Origin of the sequence: Anaerospora hongkongensis (assembly GCF_004339805.1) — a bacterium.
GTDB lineage: Bacteria > Bacillota > Negativicutes > Sporomusales > DSM-15969 > Anaerospora > Anaerospora hongkongensis.
On sequence record NZ_SLUI01000007.1, the window covers coordinates 154,871 to 173,669 of the forward strand.

The 18,799-nt window shown below is 45.6% G+C and carries 18 protein-coding genes, 1 other RNA gene and 1 riboswitch; of the genes, 17 read left to right on the plus strand and 2 right to left on the minus strand.

All coding sequences use genetic code 11. The features are described from left to right. The first annotated feature begins 88 nt into the window (after window positions 1-88). From EV210_RS11845 to EV210_RS11875, 7 genes are all read left to right on the plus strand, one after another. Window positions 89-1,630: a carbon-nitrogen hydrolase family protein gene (locus EV210_RS11845; protein WP_132080495.1), complete on the plus strand. Its 1,542-nt coding sequence runs from the start codon at window positions 89-91 to the stop codon at window positions 1,628-1,630. 63 nt (window positions 1,631-1,693) lie between these two features. Further along, entirely contained in the window at window positions 1,694-2,560 is an 867-nt protein-coding gene (locus EV210_RS11850; protein ID WP_132080498.1) for a MarR family winged helix-turn-helix transcriptional regulator, read from the plus strand. Between the two features lie 234 nt (window positions 2,561-2,794). Next, complete coding sequence (locus tag EV210_RS11855; protein ID WP_132080501.1) at window positions 2,795-3,367, plus strand: lipid-binding SYLF domain-containing protein; 573 nt, start codon at window positions 2,795-2,797, stop codon at window positions 3,365-3,367. 46 nt (window positions 3,368-3,413) lie between these two features. Further along, window positions 3,414-3,701, plus strand: coding sequence for a sll1863 family stress response protein (locus tag EV210_RS11860; protein ID WP_132080504.1), 288 nt, complete (start codon window positions 3,414-3,416; stop codon window positions 3,699-3,701). 132 nt (window positions 3,702-3,833) lie between these two features. Next, window positions 3,834-4,193 (plus strand): CGGC domain-containing protein, encoded by a 360-nt coding sequence (locus EV210_RS11865; RefSeq protein WP_132080507.1) that lies wholly within the window; start codon window positions 3,834-3,836, stop codon window positions 4,191-4,193. 120 nt (window positions 4,194-4,313) lie between these two features. Then, window positions 4,314-4,490: non-coding RNA, 6S RNA (gene ssrS, locus EV210_RS11870), on the plus strand. Window positions 4,491-4,604: 114 nt separating this feature from the next. Beyond that, window positions 4,605-5,081, plus strand: a complete 477-nt coding sequence (locus EV210_RS11875; RefSeq protein ID WP_132080510.1) for a hypothetical protein — start codon at window positions 4,605-4,607, stop codon at window positions 5,079-5,081. On the opposite strand, the gene EV210_RS11880 is transcribed toward EV210_RS11875, so the two are convergent. Continuing rightward, complete coding sequence (locus EV210_RS11880; RefSeq protein WP_132080512.1) at window positions 5,078-5,458, minus strand: DUF4363 family protein; 381 nt, start codon at window positions 5,456-5,458, stop codon at window positions 5,078-5,080. The genes EV210_RS11875 and EV210_RS11880 overlap by 4 nt on opposite strands. Further along, window positions 5,431-6,144 (minus strand): DUF421 domain-containing protein, encoded by a 714-nt coding sequence (locus EV210_RS11885; RefSeq protein WP_132080515.1) that lies wholly within the window; start codon window positions 6,142-6,144, stop codon window positions 5,431-5,433. Before EV210_RS11885 ends, EV210_RS11880 begins: the two co-directional genes overlap by 28 nt. A gap of 156 nt (window positions 6,145-6,300) precedes the next feature. Between EV210_RS11885 and EV210_RS11890 the strand changes: the two genes are divergently transcribed. The 10 genes from EV210_RS11890 (at window position 6,301) to uraA (ending at window position 18,780) form a co-directional block, all read left to right on the plus strand. Next, window positions 6,301-8,931 carry a phosphoenolpyruvate synthase gene (locus EV210_RS11890; protein WP_132080519.1) on the plus strand — a complete coding sequence of 877 codons (2,631 nt, stop codon included), beginning with the start codon at window positions 6,301-6,303 and terminating at the stop codon, window positions 8,929-8,931. A gap of 205 nt (window positions 8,932-9,136) precedes the next feature. Beyond that, on the plus strand, window positions 9,137-9,766 hold the full coding sequence (locus tag EV210_RS11895) for a hypothetical protein (RefSeq protein ID WP_132080522.1): 630 nt from the start codon (window positions 9,137-9,139) through the stop codon (window positions 9,764-9,766). A gap of 67 nt (window positions 9,767-9,833) precedes the next feature. Further along, window positions 9,834-10,661, plus strand: coding sequence for an acyl-ACP--UDP-N-acetylglucosamine O-acyltransferase (gene lpxA / locus EV210_RS11900; protein ID WP_132080525.1), 828 nt, complete (start codon window positions 9,834-9,836; stop codon window positions 10,659-10,661). A 2-nt stretch (window positions 10,662-10,663) separates the two neighbouring features. Continuing rightward, window positions 10,664-11,173, plus strand: a complete 510-nt coding sequence (locus tag EV210_RS11905) for a hypothetical protein (RefSeq protein ID WP_132080528.1) — start codon at window positions 10,664-10,666, stop codon at window positions 11,171-11,173. A 110-nt stretch (window positions 11,174-11,283) separates the two neighbouring features. Then, a complete protein-coding gene (locus EV210_RS11910; RefSeq protein WP_132080531.1) occupies window positions 11,284-11,877 on the plus strand; it encodes a hypothetical protein in 594 nt (197 codons plus the stop codon). 508 nt (window positions 11,878-12,385) lie between these two features. Beyond that, window positions 12,386-13,456 carry an AbrB family transcriptional regulator gene (locus EV210_RS11915; RefSeq protein ID WP_243650532.1) on the plus strand — a complete coding sequence of 357 codons (1,071 nt, stop codon included), beginning with the start codon at window positions 12,386-12,388 and terminating at the stop codon, window positions 13,454-13,456. Between the two features lie 64 nt (window positions 13,457-13,520). Continuing rightward, window positions 13,521-13,705, plus strand: a riboswitch (cobalamin riboswitch). Window positions 13,706-13,843: 138 nt separating this feature from the next. Then, complete coding sequence (locus EV210_RS11920) at window positions 13,844-14,194, plus strand: methyltransferase family protein (RefSeq protein WP_132080534.1); 351 nt, start codon at window positions 13,844-13,846, stop codon at window positions 14,192-14,194. Window positions 14,195-14,295: 101 nt separating this feature from the next. Continuing rightward, complete coding sequence (gene eutJ / locus EV210_RS11925) at window positions 14,296-15,111, plus strand: ethanolamine utilization protein EutJ (protein ID WP_132080537.1); 816 nt, start codon at window positions 14,296-14,298, stop codon at window positions 15,109-15,111. A gap of 131 nt (window positions 15,112-15,242) precedes the next feature. Next, complete coding sequence (locus EV210_RS11930; protein WP_132080540.1) at window positions 15,243-17,240, plus strand: methyl-accepting chemotaxis protein; 1,998 nt, start codon at window positions 15,243-15,245, stop codon at window positions 17,238-17,240. A gap of 256 nt (window positions 17,241-17,496) precedes the next feature. Further along, complete coding sequence (gene uraA, locus EV210_RS11935; RefSeq protein WP_132080543.1) at window positions 17,497-18,780, plus strand: uracil permease; 1,284 nt, start codon at window positions 17,497-17,499, stop codon at window positions 18,778-18,780. Window positions 18,781-18,799: the final 19 nt, after the last annotated feature.

Here is an 18,799-nt window from a genome sequence, read left to right on the forward strand (position 1 = left end):
CCCAGGGTGAATACGGATGGAATGAAATTTGACGCATAATCTCTATGGCCCGGTACATATAGGTATAAAAACTGCCGGAGGAGTAGTCGTGGGCAATAGGGAATTGGCACAGCTTAAAAAATCCTTCTTATGCAAAAATTGCAACAAGATTCGTATTGTGCAATTACAGGCATGTGTGCCGGAATGTGACTGCAGTGAGGAACTTACCTTTACTTCGGTTTTTGATTTTTATGCTAATTTATACTACCATCTTGATAACGTAAATTATGCCGATTACGAAACGATTTGCAATGAATTTAATGATGAACAGATTAAGGATAAAGTAGACAATCTATTATTCCGTCATTTGCCCGAAGGGGAACTGACGGTGTATCCGGTAAATTCCAGCGATTATCTGCAGCTTGTTATTAAGCTGTTTAAGCAGACGGTTGCCAGTTGTCAAACGGCAAATGATATTCTACTGGTGGCAGTGAACTGGCTCTTCTTTTTAAGTAATACGATGAAAGAGCTTAGAAAGCTGCAGCAGCATGATTCTTATTTCGGGAGAAATCTGGCACCGATTCCTACAATCCGGGGACCGCTGCTTTACCGGGTCGATTCATCGATAAAGGCTTATTTAGAGCGCTTTGAAGCAATCGTTGATCCCAATTATATATTGCTGAGGAAGAAGGTCTATTTTTTTCTGGTACGGGAAGAGTACCCCTATTATAATGTAACCCATAAATACATCAGTTTATCAAAGCGCTGGGCAGATATTGATAACTATGTAGGCAACCTTAGTTTTTGCTTCTTCTCTTATAACTTTTCTCTGCTTAACGATTATGTGCTGTCACTGAAAGATAGTGATGATGGAAATTACATTTTTTCCTTTGCCAATATACGGAGCAATAAGCGCAGTGAATACACAAAAAAATTCCGGACGATTATAACTGATAAGACGGAGATCAATTTTATTATGGCGCCCGAGCTGTCTACTCCGATTGATGCGCAAAAAGAAATGATTGCTGTCATTAAGCGGCAAAAGCGAAAGCAGCTTATATTTGCCATAACCGGTTCTTTTCATGTTTGTGAAGGGGATATCAGTTCACAGCCGCAGAATCGGGAACGGATTTATAATTACGCTCAAGTTGTCAATCATGAGGGCAGCACGCTCTATGATCTGTATAAAATGAACCGTTTTATTATTCATAAAAGTGATAAAAACCAGGCTGAGCTGCCTGTGTTTGTGGAGAAGAGCGGGACTGAACAGAATGCATATGATAAAAGAGATATTGTGCTGTTTGATACTTTGCTGGGGCGAATCGCATTTTTAATTTGTGTGGATCTCATTAATTTCAGTATCGATGAAATCTTAATCGACAGGCAGGTTGATGTTGTTTTTGTTATTTCCATGACGCCAAATCCAGCCGGGGGCAAGTTCATACGGAAGATGCAAGAGCTAAGTGAGGGCTGCGGCGCAGTGGTATTCCTGTGCAATAATCCCGGTTCAGCACAAGTTGGCGGTGAAAATTTGCGTGGTCTTGCTCATTTTCCGTTGATAAAGAAAGTATTTAAGACACACGAAACGGCACGAATCTATACGTTGGAAGAAATGCTGCGCGGCCAGACAAGAGCAGACCGGGGTGAATAAAAAGTGAACAATTAGTGAACTATCGGGAGGATGGAACATATACTACAGTGGAGGTGAAGGCAGGTGAGAGCTTTGCGGTTTTCTCAGTGGCAAAGAAGCTATGCAGTTGACCCCGGGGCCGGTAAAATTTTATTTTCCCTCACCCAAGAAGTAGTTGGCGTAAGCCGGAAATTAGCAAATAAAAAACAATTGGTCGAAGCATTAGATGATATCGGCCTGCCGCTGGAGCAAAGTATCGCGGAACAGGAAATTACTCATATTGCTATGTATCATACGGGTATGTGTGTATGGCTGAGTTATGCGATCAGCATTGCGAAGCCTTGTAATGAAGCCGAACTGGCAGAATATATACGGCAATGGCAGGACTGCAGTGATAGTCCTGAGGCTCAGGAGGCTTTGATTGGTATCATTCAGCTGCTTGCCCATTCTATTCATCGTTCAACTCATAAAGAACGGCCTGGCTGGGATGTACGGAACTATACAGCCGGTGCCGGAACACGGGAAACCGAATGGACAAAAGATTATAATATCGGAATGGCACGGGGGCTGCTTGTCCTGATTGAAGAGCTAATTACCTTGTGTCAGCTGGATTTAACGATTATGAATTTAACCGGTCTGGAGAAGTCGGTATTAGCCTGTATTGCTGAGAAGCCGCGGATTACACCGACTGAGATCCTTAAGAGGCTAGAAAAAGATAACCGGCAGCAAATGAGCAATATTCTTCGCAGTTTGAAAGCGCGGCATTTGGTAGATTCTTATGAAGCAGGCCGGCATAACTGGTATAACTTAACCCCGGAAGGCTACCAAATTATCAGCTGCATTCATCAGGATGAAGAAGCAGCTGCGGCTGAAAACAGGGAAAATGCGTTTCCAGAAACTGCAATTGCTGAATTTAACTATAGTGCCTTTGCACTGCCTGCTAAGGCATAGGATAATAAAACTCCTGCCAAGTAAAATCGGGCAGGAGTTTTATCGTGCGGATTCCGAGCGGATAATGACTATCTTATGATAAAACATATCATTGACGAAAAATGGAATATCCACTATAATTTAACTATAATCTAGTGCAAGTTACTGATAATGAAACCCTATTATCTTTTGTACATCTCGGAAATATGAGGGGGATGAAGAACTGGTTATAGAGTGAAAAAGGAGGTAAGTCTTATGCGCTTGGGAATATTTATGAAAGCTTTTCTAGTGGCTATGATCATGCTGAGCATGATGGCCGGCGCTGTCAGTGCAGCGACGGTAGGAGAAAAACGTCAGGCTATCCGCAATATGACGAGAGAAACGCTGGATGAAATTTATCGTGTTCAACCTAAGGCCAGAGATGTGGTTGCTAATGCCGCAGGCTATGCCGCATTTTCCATTACTGATGTTAAACTGGGCTTCTTAGGAGGTGGGGGCGGCAAAGGGATGGCTGTAAACAACAGCACCGGCCAGGAGACTTTTATGAAAACCGGGGCAGTACAAGTTGGCCTGGGGCTGGGAGTAAAAAAATATAACGTACTTTTTGTGTTTGAGACAGAGAAGGCACTTGCTGATTTTGCCGACAGCGGCTGGGACTTGGGTGGACAGGCTACAATTGCGGCAACTGACAGTGTCAATGGGGATTCCCTGGAGGGAGCTGTTTCAGCAGGACCTGATACCTGGATGTATCAATTAACTGATAAAGGCCTTGAAGCCAGCTTAACCGTTAGGGGTATCCGGTATTTTAGGGATAAAGACTTAAATTAACTAACCATCTTTATAGAAAAAGTTTAATCGCTGGGAGGAAGGAAACATGGAAAAAAGACAACTATATATAAAGAAACTGGAAGAAAAACTGCTGGAATATGATGCAAAGCTGACGGAGCTGGAAGCAAAAGCTGCGGATATTCGGGAAGAGATGAAAACGGAGTATTTATCGCAGATCGATAGCCTCGAAACGAAACGGGAAGAGCTTGCCGTAAAATATGAAAAGCTGAAAGTATCTGGCGAGCAGGCCTGGGATGAAATCAAGACTGGAACAGAAAAAGCCTGGGATGAGCTGGAAGAGGCGATTGAAAAGGCTGTTGCTCATTTCAAATAGTTAGATAAGTGTTTTTTAAGCCTAAGAAGCTGCTGGCTTCTTAGGCTTTTTTGATTCCCGCATGTTTTGTGATTACGGACATGCTTTTCTGTTAGGTCTGATTCATGTTAGAATAGCTATAAGGGGTGACTTATGAAAATTGCTATTTTAGTGAGAGAAGAAACCATGCAGCGCTGTACGGGCAAAGGTTGCCTGAACGCATTTTTTCAGAGGAAGGATGCTTTTGACGGATACGGAAATGATGCCGAGCTAGTTACGTTTTCGCATGCCGGTGGTGATATTGAACGTAAAATTGAGATGATGATAAAAAACGGTGTAGAGGTAGTGCATTTATCATCCTGTATGCGGGGCAAAGCAGCAAATTATGAAGAATTGGCGATGCGCCTTTGTGAACATTTTGATGTTGTTGGCTATACTCATGGCGGGGCAGACGGCAAGGAACAGGCAACCATATCGAAAAAGAAACTCACTGTGATTCCTAACGAAAAATAAAGCATACTTACGCGGCCAGCCAATAGGCCGGTTGAATTCGTTTGTTTACACCGATAGCCGGCTTTAAACGAATTTGTCTTACAGAGCTGCCTGTGATAAGATATCTATTGTTGGCAGCAACAATGCCTGGAATGCTCGTAAGAGTTGATATGTCCAACCTACATGAGAAATTTGGGAATCGGATAGTTATGCGGCTGTCGGGCCATCTTGGAATGGATGACAAAAGCAGGCTTATGATACCCACCCTGCGAAAAAAGCAGGTTTGGACATAGAAACGGACGACATTTTGGGTTTAAATTGAAATAGCAAGGACTTACCGAGACGGTAAGTCCTTTTTAGTATTATTAAAGGATTTCACTACTCATATACTGAATATTTTCCAATACATAAGAATAATAAGGAACGGTGAAAATGACCTCAGAATTAACATTGCGTAAAATTGCTAAGCTGCAAAAAGAGTACATCAGACTTAGCGATTTTAACCGGATACAAGAAAAAAGTGCTTTACTAAAATTAGAGGACGTTCGGGCAGAATTAACTGAGCTCCATGGTATTACGATTGTGTCCGGCCATGTAGAACGTTTTTTCCGGCTGGCTTTTCAGCAGCCCGAAAATTTGGCTTGCGCTATGGTGGGAGAAGTCTTGTCCGATGCTCTGAATATGGCGATTTTGCAGTTGTACCATCCCCACTATACGGTTGAGGTGATAGCTAAGGTACAGACTCTTGTTGATGAATATCTTATCAAATTGCTGGCACTGGAAGATGATGCTTTAGTAAAAGTGCTGAAAGACTGGCAGCCTGATCTGCAGTTGAAGGCTCATGTTTTTGATCTGAAAGTATTGCTGGCCGAGTGGTTTGCCAGCGAGGGACAGAGCGGGGATTATTAGAACAAACCGATATTTCCCCAGGTATGCTTCACAAGCAGTACCGCCACAAGCGAGTTTGGTTTGTCTTTAGTTGCTACATAGCCATCTAACTTGACAAAACCGTCTTCAATATCCTTGATGTAGTCATGATCAATATCCACCTGCAGAAGCGGTTTCATTTTGTTCCAGGCTTTTTTGGAGGTTTCCAGACTAGTTTTGGCCTGCTGCCAGTCATCATTTTTGATGCTTGTTTCCACTTGTGCTAAAGCGGAAGTAAAGCCGGTACGGTTATCAAGGGGTTTGGTCAGCAGCGTGCACGAGCAGGAAAGCAGCAAGACACTGAGCAGCACGGCAGTAAGGACGCATTTCTTTAATCTGTTGTGGGTATTGTAAAGCATGGTTTATCTCCTTTTAGGTCAACGTACAACACTCCTGCGGTATCCAATTGGGCTAAAGACACTTCGCTGATATCCTGAATGTTCCGCTTGCCGAGCTGATGTATCAGCCAGGCTTGGCTGATACCAAGAGAATGCAGGGATTCGGGAAGGACTATGCCGTCCAGGACGAGATTGACTGGCATCCCCTGATAGGGGACAGGAATGTTGAGCTGGTTGGGTGTGACTGGCTGATTTTGTGATTTTTTTTGTACACTGATTTTTCCGCCAGCTTCAAACAGGGCGTATTCTACCTCGGCAATGTTAAAGATACCCTGCGTTCGAAGCTCGGATAAGAGCTGCTCAATAGGAATGCGAATTTGATGCAGCTTATCCTCTAAAATCTTTCCATTTGCAATGACAAGGGTTGCGCTGCCGTCTACGATGGTGCGGAACCTTTTGCTGTGCATACTGATAGAGGCCATCAGGATAGCCAGGAGTGCCCAGGTTGCCAGGCCAGCCAATGTTGATAAGAGGTTTTCATTTACTTGTACAGAGAGCGTGGAGGCAATAGAACCGATTGTAATACCGACAACGTAATCAAAAAAGGTTAGCTGCGCAACCTGTTGTTTTCCCATAAGGCGTACGAGCAGCAATAAGGCAAAAAAAGCAACAAATGAGCGTATGACAACGACAACCGCAATGGACAAAGGATCACCTCCTTGACGGGACACTGCTATGTGTACTTCTGTGCTTAGCTTTCGCAAGGGGCTGGCCGGTTATGCAAAAAGTACATAGGATTGGTTCGGTGGTGGGCACAATACTTGGCAGACCACAAACTTACTGCCAAATGAGGTGCATGTTTCATGACGTTACCTTATGTACTGTTTTTTGATCAAGTAGATCGTTCCCACCTATTCCAGGTAGGCGGTAAAGGGGCTAATCTTGGCGAATTGACTCAAAACGGTTTTCCGGTTCCCAGTGGGTTTTGCATTACTACAGAAGCCTATAAAGATTTTCTGGCAACAAGTACTAAAATTGAACAGCTGCTGGCAGAATTGAACGATATTGACGTAAAAGATCAAACACAGCTCAGTCAAGCGGGCGAGCGTATTCGCAGGCATTTGCAGCAGCTTACTATGCCTTTGCCGATAAGGGAGGAAATAACAGAGGCTATAAACCAACAGGGAAGCAGGAAGGCCTATGCCATCCGGTCCAGTGCAACTGCTGAAGATTTGCCGAATGCTTCTTTTGCCGGTCAGCAGGATACGTATTTAAATATTAAAGGCCAGGATGATCTTTTGGCTCATGTGCAAAAATGCTGGGCATCCTTATTTACTGACCGGGCCATCGCTTACCGGGCCAAAAACGGTTTTGATCATCGCAGTGTGTACTTGTCGATTGTGGTACAACAAATGATCATTCCGGAAGTATCCGGCATCCTGTTTACTGCCGATCCACTGAATGGAAACCGGATGGTTGTGTCGATTGATGCCGGGTTTGGCCTGGGTGAGGCATTGGTCTCAGGAATGGTGTCAGCTGATTTGTATAAGGTGAGAGAAGGTAAAATACTGGACAAAAAGATTGCTCAGAAAACGTTAGCTGTGGTTTCCCTGCCGGATGGTGGGACTGTTACTACCGAACTCGAGCCGGACCAGCAAATGGCACAGGCTTTAACGGATGAGCAAATTATCACGCTGGCTGCTTTAGGCAAAAAGATTGAGGAACATTATCAGGTGCCGCAGGATATCGAGTTTTGCCTGGCCCAGGGAGAGTTTTTTATCGTCCAAAGCCGTCCGATTACCACTCTGTATCCATTACCTGATTTATCACCACAACCGCATCGCGTGCTGCTGTCTTTCGGCCATGTTCAAATGATGCCTGATGCAATGAAGCCGTTGGGATTATCGGTACTCAGAACGGTATTTCCCCGGCAGGTATTTGTAGAAGCGGGCAGCAGAATTTTTATTGATGTTACGGATTTTCTGCATTCGCCAATTGTGCGCACCCTTTTTCCCAAAGTACTAACGGCTGCAGATGAAGCAATGAGCAGGGCTTTGACTGCTGTTCTTAAACGACCGGACTTTTTTAAGGGAAATCGGCGTTCAGCTATTACCGGTACTGCCGCAAAGATAGCCGCTTCTATTGTAAAAAAGGCCTGGCGGCTCTTGCGTACGGGAGATCCCCGCCTGGCCGGTCCGGCAATTGAAAGCTATATGGAGCAGCAAGTGGAACAGGCAAGGAAGGCAATAAACGGCGCGCAGGGAGCGGAGCGCTTAAAAACAGTACAGCGGCAATTAGACGGTGTGATCATGGATGTCCTTACTACCATAATGCCCTTTGTGGTGCCCGGTATTATTGCCGGTAAGGTGCTGGAACGGCTGCTTATCCGTTGGCTGGGCGATGCACAGGAACTTGCCAGTCTGAATAAAGCACTTCCCGGCAATGTTACCAGTGAAATGGGGCTGCAGCTTGGAGATTTAGCTGATATGCTGCGGGACCTGCCGGAAGTTAGGGAATATTTGCAAACAGCGGCTGATCCCACCTTTTATACAGGCCTTTCCCAAGCCCAAGGGGGAGCGATGTTCAAACAACAGTTTGAACAATTTATCGGTCGCTACGGCATGCGCTGTCCTGGGGAAATTGATCTGACGAGGCCGCGCTGGCGCGAAAAGCCGACACTGCTGTTAGCAGCCATATTCAGCCATATGCAAAGTGTAAAGCAGGGCGAACACCGTCAGCGTTTTGCCGAAGGCCAGAAGGAAGCGGATGAAGCAGCGGTGCGCATTCTGTCAAAGCTGAGAACAAATCCCCTGCGGTTAAAGCTGGCCAGCCGGCTGATTGTTGTATTTCGCTATATGGGGGGGCTTAGGGAGCATCACAAGTTTTTTATCATCCGCATCCTCGATGAATGCAAGGCGGCAATTATGGCACAAGCCAAGGAACTAGAAAAAGCCGGAAAACTGGCAGCAGCTGAGGATGCCTATTTCTTAAGTCTCGAAGAGCTGATTGAGCTGGCTGCCGGAGAAGGCCCGGGTACACCCGGGGATACGATAAGCAAACGAAAAGCAGAATTTGAGCGAAACCAGAATTTAAAACCGCCCCGTGTCTTTACCAGCGAAGGCGAGATCATCAATGTTCCTCCTGCTAACGGGGATATTCCGGAAGGAATGCTGCTTGGCAGTCCGGTTTCTGCTGGTATTGCAGAAGGCGTGGCGCGTGTTATTCTCAAACCGGAGAATGCAGCGCTTACGGAAGGACAAATATTGGTTGCTCCGCAAACGGATCCGGGCTGGACGCCCTTATTCCAATCAGCAGTTGCAATTGTTACCGAGGTTGGCGGGCTAATGACACATGGTGCCGTTGTTGCCCGTGAATATGGAATACCTGCTGTAGCAGGGGTGGATGATGCGACAATCCGAATCAAGGATGGTGAGCGTATACGGGTTAATGGCGATAGGGGCACAGTAGAAATTTTGTCTGAAATAGGGGAATAGAGACGACAGCCGGACAGTTAATACTGTCCGGCTGTCGTTTTAGTCCTTGGAAATATAATAGGAAATAATAGTAAAATTTAATAATTAAAAATTCAAAATTTAAAAGAGATCTTAATATGGAAATTATACAATAGGACTCAGGTCGTGAAAAAAATACAAATTAATACAAATTTAATCAAAATTCGTACAAGAAAGGAGGAGGAGAATGTCGAGAAACGTTGTGAAATATGCTTTTCTGGTATGCCTGTTATTGCTAATCAATCTCTGGGGAGTTTCTGCAGGTCAATGCTCAAATTTTACAACGGATATCACGGAAGAAACGTTATGGATAAGCCTGGATGTGTCGCCGCAGCAGAAAAAGCAAATTGATGCCATTATTGCCGAATCGTACAGCCAGGTGAAAAAATTTCATAAAAAGCAAGGAAGCAATGATATATACGATTTTAATAATCTTTTCATTCTTTTGCAGTATACAAGCAAAATGAATGATATACGGAAAAGTACTAGTGACCGTATTATGCAAGTTTTAGATACTAAGCAGAAACTGGAGTTTGAAAAACAATTACAGCAGGTAAATGATGCCTCATACAAGTCGACTGTTTTGATGTTGTCGTTGGATCTTACAGATACGCAAAAAAAACTGGTAGTTACGTCCTTATTAAAAACACAGAAGAAAATCTGGGAAATCCTTTCACGAAAATCCAGCTCATGGGAAGAAAAACGCAAAAAGCTGAACCGAATTAATAAACTCCAAATCGTCAGTGCTAAATTATCCAAGGAGCAGCGGACGAGAATGGCTCAATGGAATATTATGTTTTCCTCTGATACTTATTAGGCAATGTATTTTCTGGATACTTGCAGGTGGCGAGCACAATTTTTATAGAAAGAGGTGTTTAGCGGCAATGCAAAGCTACTCCGCAAAAGCAAAACAATCGAAAATACATAAGACTGCAGTCATTTCTTCCCATTGTCAATTAGGGGCAAATGTAGAGGTTGGGCCTTATGCAGTCATTTCAAACAATACGATAATCGGCAGCAATACGGTTATTGGCGCTCATGCAGTTATTAGCCAATCAACTGCTATTGGAGAAGGATGCCGGATTTATCCTTATGCTTCGGTCGGTTCAACTCCTCAGGACAAAAAGTACTCCGGTGAAGAAAGTTATGTGACGATTGGTGATAATACCCAAATCCGTGAGTTCGTTACCATTAATAGAGCCACCGGTCAAGGAGAAGAAACGCGGATTGGATCGGCTTGCCTGCTTTTGGCCTACAGTCATGTTGCGCATAATTGTGTTATCGGCAATGGCGTAGTTTTATCGAATGCTGTGATGCTGGCAGGACATGTCCAGGTGGAAGATGAAGCCATAATTGGCGGTTTGACAGGGGTTCATCAATTTGTCAAAATCGGCCAAAAGGCGATGATCGGCGGTGCCTCGAAAGTTGTCCAGGATGTACCACCTTATATAACGGCAGCCGGAAATCCCGCGCATGCTGCCGGGTTAAATCTTGTCGGCATGCTTCGTTCCGGTGTTGATGAGAGTGCCCGGCAATCTATAAAACAAGCCTATAAGATCTTATATTTATCCGGTCTTGGTCTGGAGCAGGCTATGATCGTAATGAGGCAGCAAGTGCCTGCATGTAATGAGCTGGAACAGTTTATGAGTTTTCTTAAGCAGGCCGACCGGGGAATTTGCCGGGTAAAGCCGAAAGCAAAAAGGAGTTGTTGAGTATGCAGTTTTTTCAAAAAATGCTCATCCTATTTCTGCTTACTGTGGCTAGTACCACGCCGGCCTGGGCTATGCAGGTTAATAATTTAGAGGAAGGAGAGAGTGCTGCCGGAGTATCCTTTGGTGATAAGACTAAGAGTTACTATATTGAAAGTAAAATCGGGGAAGCGTTTACGTTGGGCCTTCAGGGGGCCAACTGGAAAAACGGTTACGATATCACGAATTTGTATGGCCAATTTACTCTTAATGGTTCGGAAGACATGAGAGGAATTTTGGGGACCAAGCATTTGGATGCTTCTTCCCGTGCCTACCTGGGGATAATTGCCCAAAAAGAGCTATCGTCTGAATGGGTAAGTTATACGATAGGGGCAATTGGCCGTGGATTTCAGGAGCTGCAAGTAGGTGTTAACTATCAGATTAATGACCGGAATTATTTAAATGTCTCCTATTTGTTCTTGAATCACAAAGGTGGCAGCAATGATCTCGATATCGGAGTGACGTATAAATTTTAACACTAGCGGGCTCCGTACGGCAGCAAAGGATTTTTGCTGTTGCATATCGTACATAGTAGGATACGCAGCAGCGTGCTGTTAGCGATATTGATGTCATAGGAGTATGCCATATGCAACAACAAGTACACTTTCAACAGGGCAGTGAGAACCAATTTGCTTTTGTTTTTTCCTGCCCCGGCCGCGAAGAAGAAAAGGCGGGGTATCCTGCCGCAAAAATGACGGGGATTAACCTGGCCAAACTGTTTGTCGTGCTGAATGAAATGAAAATGAAGGATTATCATTTTACCAGGGAAAGGGTTACCATAACAAATGCCTGGGCAAATGTGGAATATGATGCGAAGACATGCCGGTCAGAAGCAACAAACGAAGAGGTGTTGTCTCCGGAGAATTTACACCGCCTGGGTGGAGAGCTTAAAACCGTGACCGAATTAATTGTAGGCTGCGGTCAAAAGGCCCGGCTGGCGATTCAGGCCTTAGCTGCTGCCGAGCAGCTGCATGACGGGGTACGGATTGTGTTTATTAATCATTTGGGAATGAAGAGCATTAATCAAATTGCCCGGGATATTCATGGGGAGCCGATCGTAGCAGTCGCCAAACATCCTGACCGATTGACTCTTGCGGCTAAAGAAATCGGTGGTGCAAATACGCGCAAACGGCTGGAAGTAGTGGCGGCCCAGATCAAAAAAGGCCTGCTGGGCAATTAGCTAAAGAAAAGCACATTTCGTGAATGATAAACATATTATGTAATGAATAAGGAAGAAAGGAGGATTTGAAGGTATGTCAGAGAGAGACTGTGGTTGTGAGAAAAAGCATTCTAAGTGGGATTATGAGGAAGAGCATTCTAAGTGCGAATGTGAGGAACATCATTCTGAATGGGACTGTGAGAAAAAGCATTCTCACTGGAAGTGTAAGGAGAAACATTCCCATAAATGCCCGAAATGCTGTCATGAATTTCCTCACGAATGTCCGAAATGTCATCACAAATGTGAAGAAGACTGTCATGTATGTCCTCAATGCTGCTGGGAATTTGAACATGAATGCGAGTGTCCCGATTGTAGCTACCGGTTTAAATATTAGGCAATTCTAAACGGCAGGAATAAGCAATGACCAAAGAATGGGCGACTCCATTTTTTGGTCATTTTGTTTTTTACAGCAGTTTTTCGGTACGTGATATAATAAAGAGATGAAACAGAGATGGGGATGAAGATTAGCGTGAGAGATTATCTAACAGCCTTTTTGTGGAGCTGTGTTGGCGGCAGTCTCTTTTATCTGCTGCACATGCCTTTGCCCTGGACACTGGGACCGTTGGCCGCTGTCGTAATCATGCAGGCCGGTTTCAAAAAACGTGTACGGTGGCCCATCAACATTCGCAATACCGCTATGGTTGTTCTGGGGTATATTATGGGAAGCCCGTTTACTCCTGCCACTGGCTATCAAATTTTGCATCAATTGCCGCTGATGCTGCTTTTAACGCTAACCAGCGTAGGACTTTGCCTTACAGGCGGGTATTTCGTTTCCCGCTTTACCGGCATTGGACTGGGAACCAGTCTGCTCGGAAGCCTGCCGGGCGGATTATCGCAAATGGCAATGGTTTGTGAAGATGTGGAAGGAACCGACCCGGCGGCCGTAACACTGATGCAGACGCTCAGGGTATTGGCAGTGGTCTTCCTTGTGCCGTTTTTGGTGCTTCACGGTCTTGCCGACAAGGTAGATCCGGTAAGTAAAACAGCCAACTACTTTGCCGTCAGTGATTTGCCTGTGCTTGTTTTGTTTGCAGTATGCCTTGGCGGTGCAGTTTTTCTCGGCAAGCGCATCAACATGAGCAATCCTTATTTGCTGGCTCCTGTGGTTGTAACAGCAGCATTGGTGCTTAACGGCATTCATGCACCTGCCCTGCCGCCAGCAGTTATTGCTGTCGCCCAGGTTTGTGTGGGAATCCGGATGGGAATGGCCATTCACGTCGAGAGTCTTGTGGAACAAAAGAAGGCCTTCCTGGCGAGTTTTATCAGTATTGTTTTGGTGATTGGCGCAATATTGGGCATTGATTACCTGATTTCCCGGTACAGCGCACTTGATTTTGTAACGGCGTTCATTAGTACTGCGCCGGGAGGACTGACGGAAATGGGCTTGACGGCGATGATGGTGCATGCCGATTTATCCGCAGTTGTTGCCTTTCAGATCTTTCGTCTCATGTTTGTTTTAATGGTGGCATTGCCGCTTATTAAATGGTGGTTGTGCCGCTCAACTGCCGGAAAGCGCTGTTGTATTGAGATTACAAAATAGAGCAGTTTTTTGCTATTGACCGTTTTGATTTTAATATGCTACTATTGCCGTAGATAACTGTCAAAAATTGCATATGGGGACAGGTGCCCGCAAGGGCTTAAAAGGGAAGTCCGGTATGATGCCGGCGCGGTCCCGCCACTGTATTGGGGAGCAAACCCGAGGTATGCCACTGAGATGAAAAATTTCTTGGGAAGGTTCGGGTAAGTAAGGATCCAGAGCCAGGAGAACTGCCTGTCTAACAATCACCGTTTTACCCACGAGCGATGGGAAGGGGATTATGCTGCTGATGCTGCGTATCGTATCTAAGAGGAGTCTCCATTCGTGGAGGCTCTTTTATTTTCCCCTTAATGTGGAGATCGTGTATCAAGGTATTTAGGAGGGAAAACCATGAATGATTTGTCAAACAGTCCCCGCAAGCTTATGCGGATGGTACAGGTCTATAAGGAAACCCAGATTTTGTTTATGGCGATTAAAATGAATTTGTTTTCTTATCTTACGGACTTTTCTTATGCAGAAAAACTGGCTCAGGACTTGAACTGGGATACAGCCGAAGTAAAAAACTGTTTAGAACGGCTGGTGTTAGCCGGTCTGCTGGAAAAACAGGGCAATACATACCGGAATACGCCGGAAGCAGAGCAGTTTCTTAACTGTAACAGTGCTTCCTATCTGGGATCGTATTTACGCTGTTGGGAAAGAAACGACTGCTCCGTGCAATTAGTTGGCAATAAAATAAAATAACTTGGCACATATTTAGCATAACCAGCGTAGGATTTTGCCTGCGATTTAGGGAAAGTTTTGTATTGCGGTTATGGATGAATGGGGGACAAGGGGGCATCGTCATGGCAGGATATGAAAAGATATACAAACTATATGACTTGATAGAAACGAAAACAGTGGCCGATTTACCGGGACCCTTCAAAGTAGGTGTTGATCTGGGGACTGCGGATATCGTTTTGGTAGTAACTGATCAGGCGGGGAATCCGGTTGCGGGCAGCATGCGGTGGGCCTCTGTCGTTAAGGACGGGCTTGTTGTTGATTTCCGGGGGGCCACAGCAATTGTTGAGGAGTTAAAAGCGGAAGTAGAAGCGCGTTTAGGGGTAAGCCTTGAAAAAGGGGCTACGGCAATTCCACCGGGTACGGTGGGGCGTAATGCCCTGGCCTGCAGCTATGTTATAGCAGGAGCAGGGTTAGAGCCGGTTTGTCAAATTGATGAGCCTGTTGCTGCGGCAAAAGCGCTTAATATCACCCACGGAATTGTCGTGGATATTGGCGGCGGAACGACCGGTATCGCTGTTTTACGAAACGGTGAGTTGGTTTTTACTGCCGATGAACCCACTGGCGGTACACACATATCGCTGGTATTGGCAGGCGCCTATAGAATTTCCTTTGAAGAAGCCGAAGTTCTCAAGCGAAATCCCGCCGAGCAGCGTAAAATAGTTCCGGTTGTTCTGCCGGTTATTGAGAAAATGGCGACAGTTGTAAAAGCAATGCTCGAGGGACAGGATGAGTTTAATGACTATCCGGTTTATGTTGTTGGCGGCACTGCTTATTTGCAGGGATTTGAAAGCGAGTTCGGCAAAGCTTTTGGACGAAAGGTCCACGTGCCGCCGCACCCTTTGCTGGTTACGCCACTGGGAATTGCTATGTTTGGCTGATTGATAGGATCCCTGCAGATTCAAGGCTGCAGGGATTTGCTTGTTTCTTGTGGATGGCGTGAAAAAGGAGGTTGGAAAAATATGTCGAATTTGAAAAGGAAAGATAAAATGGGCCTAACAGGAGGACAGAAATGGGAAGAACTGTTTTTGCAAAACTTGTGACACTAATTTTAGTACTGACACTGGCGGCCACGGGGATTACCGGATTTGTCATGCTTTCCGGGATGGAGGCAAGCTTAATTGCAGGCAGTAACCAAGAGTTACAGAATCAAGTAAATAATTTTGCCGAAAATATTGATGCCATGCTGCAGGAAAAGATTTCGCTTGGGCAGGCAATTGCATCGAATGCGCAGGTCGTTGCCGGTGATACGGCCGGAATTAATGCACTCATTAATTCAATACAACAAAGTAATTCAGTCTTGTATGAAGCAGTGAATATTTCTGATCAGGATGGGCGGTTAACTCATTTTGCACCTGAAGCTAATGCCGGAAAAATGATCGGTGTATCGGTAGCGGAAAGACCGCATTTTAAAGGTGCCAAGGAAACAGGCAAGGCAATTATCAGTGATGTGATGATTTCCAAGGATACAGGCAAACCGATTGTGATTATTGCTGTTCCGATTAAAGATAATACCGGAAAATTTAAAGGAATTGTTACGCAGGCTATCAAGCTGGATGCCCTGGAAAAAATGCGCTCTCAGGTAAAAGCCGGTGAAACCGGATTTGCAAGTGTTGTTACTAACGCAGGCGGCAAGGCGATAACGATCGCACATCAGGATAAGTCTTTTGTGACAGAACAGAAGGATCTAAGCGAAGTCGCAATTATTAAGGCCACAATGAGCGGGCAAAAGCAGCTGATGGCATTTAAAAGCGCTGCCGGTATTGAAATGATTGGGGCCACTTCGATTGTTCCTTCCAGCAATTGGATTACCACCGTTATGGTGCCTGAGCAGGAAGTATATGCCGATGTACACAGCAACCGCATAAAAATGCTGGGGATTATTGCTGTAACGATTGTAATTGTCGTGCTGCTTACCCGTTATTTTGCCAATCAGATTGCCGGCCGTCTAGCCAGGATGGTTCAGCGTGTCGCTCAGGTAGCAGACGGAGATTTGCGGCATCAGGATGTAACCGATCATTCGGCTGATGAAATCGGACAGCTGGGAATTGCCGTTCAGGATATGACCGGTAACCTGCGTGAGGTAATGCGGCAGGTCAACCAGGCTGCCGAACAAGTGGCGTCTTCATCTGAACAACTAACGATCAGTGCCGAGCAGTCGGCACAAGGGGCGACGCAGGTAGCTACTTCCATATTTGAAGTGGCGTCAGGCACAGAGAAGCAAACAGCGGCAGTAGATAAGACCACGACTATTGTTAAGCGTATTTCCAATGAAATAGAGCATACGGCAGCAAATGTGGCCATTGTAGAGCAGACTTCCGGTCAAGCCGCAGATGCCGCTAAAGCGGGTGGCAAAGCCATTGAGGCGGCAGTCAGCCAGATGGCCAATATTGAGACCAAAGTCGTTCATTCCGCCGGAGTTGTCAGCAAACTGGGTGAACGCTCCAAGGAGATTGGACAAATTGTTGATACCATTTCCGGCATTGCCGGCCAGACCAATCTGCTTGCTCTTAATGCGGCAATTGAAGCGGCACGGGCGGGGGAACAGGGGCGCGGCTTTGCAGTAGTTGCTGAAGAGGTTCGCAAGCTGGCGGAACAATCGCAGGAAGCGGCTAAGCAAATCGCCCAATTGATTGGTGAAATTCAAACCGATACAGACAGTGCGGTCTTTGCCATGAATGAAGGAACACAGGAAGTAAAGGTTGGTGCAGCGGTTGTCAATACCGCAGGCAAGTCATTTACCGACATTATTTCGCTGGTTGAGGAGGTATCCAGGCAGGTTAGCAGCATGACTACTGCTATTAGGGGAATTGCCGACAGTGGTGCAGAAATTATCAGTGCAGTTGAAGATATTAATTCCATCACCAAGGATACTGCCGGGCAGACACAAACTGTTTCGGCTGTTACGGAAGAACAATCGGCTTCTATGGAAGAGATTGCCGCTTCCAGTGAAGCGTTGGCAACATTAGCACAAGATTTACAAACGGTTGTGCAGCGTTTTAAAATTTAAGTAAAGTTTTGCGGCCTCAGCCTGGATAAGGGCTGAGGCTTTTTTGTTGGCTGCAATGCAAGGCCCTGAAAAAAAATACAAAATCCTCCGGGTTATGGGGAATGGGTTTGTGGCAATTACACAAAGGGTTGTTTAATGATTTGTTGAAAAATTCAGATAAAAACTATGCGATTTTCTTTGTAACTCACTTTGGAGGTGATGTTCAACAAGATTAGGGGTTACTGACAGTAAAATAAAAGGAAAAGACGGTGAAGAGATGGCCAGAAGGATTATCGATGTAGATGAGCGTCCGCCATTAGCAGAAACAATCCCCTTGAGCCTGCAGCACTTATTTGCCATGTTTGGTGCGACAGTTCTCGTTCCCATTTTATTTAAAGTGAATCCTGCTACAATTCTGTTATTCAACGGTATTGGCACGTTGCTATATATTCTTATCACGAAAGGGCGGATACCCGGGTATCTTGGCTCAAGTTTTGCGTTTTTATCGCCGGTATTTGTTGTACTGCCTCAATATGGCTATGAGGCAGCGCTGGGTGGCTTTATTGTGGCAGGCCTGGTTTTCAGCTTAGTGGCCGTATTGATCGGAGTTGTCGGCATGAAGTGGATTGATGTTGTTTTCCCGCCGGCCGCGATGGGAGCGATTGTTGCCGTTATTGGTCTGGAACTGGCACCGGTAGCTGCCGATATGGCTGGTCTTACCGCTAAAACACTTGATCCACAGGTAATAACCGTATCCTTGTTTACCTTAGCAGTCACAATCTTAGGATCTGTTGTTTTCCGCGGCTTTTTAGCAATTATTCCGATTCTCATTGGCGTCTTGACCGGTTACGCATTGTCACTGTCGCTTGGCCTTGTTGATCTGAGCGGAATTGCCAATGCTGCCTGGTTTGTTGTGCCCACGCTGTATACACCAAAGTTCCAGTTCAATGCAATTGCTATTATTGTGCCGGCTGCGCTGGTGGTTATCGCCGAGCATGTGGGACATCTGCTGGTTACCGGCAACATTGTCGGGCGGGATCTGACAAAAGATCCTGGCCTGCACCGCTCTTTACTGGGGAATGGCCTGTCTACAATGCTCTCCGGCTTCTTCGGTTCTACTCCCAATACTACTTATGGTGAAAACATTGGGGTAATGGCTATAACCAGGGTATACAGCGTCTATGTCATTGGCGGTGCTGCCGTTATTGCCATTATTCTTTCCTTCGTCGGCAAGCTGGCGGCTGCTATTCAAAGCATCCCGGTGCCGGTCATGGGAGGCATTTCGATGCTGCTTTTCGGTGTTATTGCAGCATCCGGTATCCGGATGCTGGTAGAGTCAAAAGTGGATTACAGCAAGGCGAAAAACTTGATTTTAACGTCAACCGTTTTGATTGTCGGCATCAGCGGTGCCCACATTACAATTGGTACAGTAGAAATGAAAGGCATGGCACTGGCAACACTGGTGTCCATCTTCATCAGCCTGACGTTTAAGCTGCTGGAAATGTTTTCGCTGATGAATGACAGTACGGAAGAGGCAGCTAAACAAGATTATGTGCCATGACAAAAGCCCGCTTAAAAGC

Bases quoted from the DNA above. Each gene is read 5' to 3' on its own strand.
- EV210_RS11930 (WP_132080540.1), top strand. From the start codon at position 15,243: ATGGGAAGAACTGTTTTTGCAAAACTTGTGACACTAATTTTAGTACTG.
- EV210_RS11860 (WP_132080504.1), top strand. From the start codon at position 3,414: ATGGAAAAAAGACAACTATATATAAAGAAACTGGAAGAAAAACTGCTG.
- EV210_RS11895 (WP_132080522.1), top strand. From the start codon at position 9,137: ATGTCGAGAAACGTTGTGAAATATGCTTTTCTGGTATGCCTGTTATTG.
- lpxA (WP_132080525.1), top strand. From the start codon at position 9,834: ATGCAAAGCTACTCCGCAAAAGCAAAACAATCGAAAATACATAAGACT.
- EV210_RS11865 (WP_132080507.1), top strand. From the start codon at position 3,834: ATGAAAATTGCTATTTTAGTGAGAGAAGAAACCATGCAGCGCTGTACG.
- EV210_RS11855 (WP_132080501.1), top strand. From the start codon at position 2,795: ATGCGCTTGGGAATATTTATGAAAGCTTTTCTAGTGGCTATGATCATG.
- uraA (WP_132080543.1), top strand. From the start codon at position 17,497: ATGGCCAGAAGGATTATCGATGTAGATGAGCGTCCGCCATTAGCAGAA.
- EV210_RS11875 (WP_132080510.1), top strand. From the start codon at position 4,605: ATGACCTCAGAATTAACATTGCGTAAAATTGCTAAGCTGCAAAAAGAG.
- EV210_RS11910 (WP_132080531.1), top strand. From the start codon at position 11,284: ATGCAACAACAAGTACACTTTCAACAGGGCAGTGAGAACCAATTTGCT.
- EV210_RS11905 (WP_132080528.1), top strand. From the start codon at position 10,664: ATGCAGTTTTTTCAAAAAATGCTCATCCTATTTCTGCTTACTGTGGCT.
- EV210_RS11920 (WP_132080534.1), top strand. From the start codon at position 13,844: ATGAATGATTTGTCAAACAGTCCCCGCAAGCTTATGCGGATGGTACAG.
- eutJ (WP_132080537.1), top strand. From the start codon at position 14,296: ATGGCAGGATATGAAAAGATATACAAACTATATGACTTGATAGAAACG.
- EV210_RS11890 (WP_132080519.1), top strand. From the start codon at position 6,301: ATGACGTTACCTTATGTACTGTTTTTTGATCAAGTAGATCGTTCCCAC.
- EV210_RS11880 (WP_132080512.1), bottom strand. From the start codon at position 5,458: ATGCTTTACAATACCCACAACAGATTAAAGAAATGCGTCCTTACTGCC.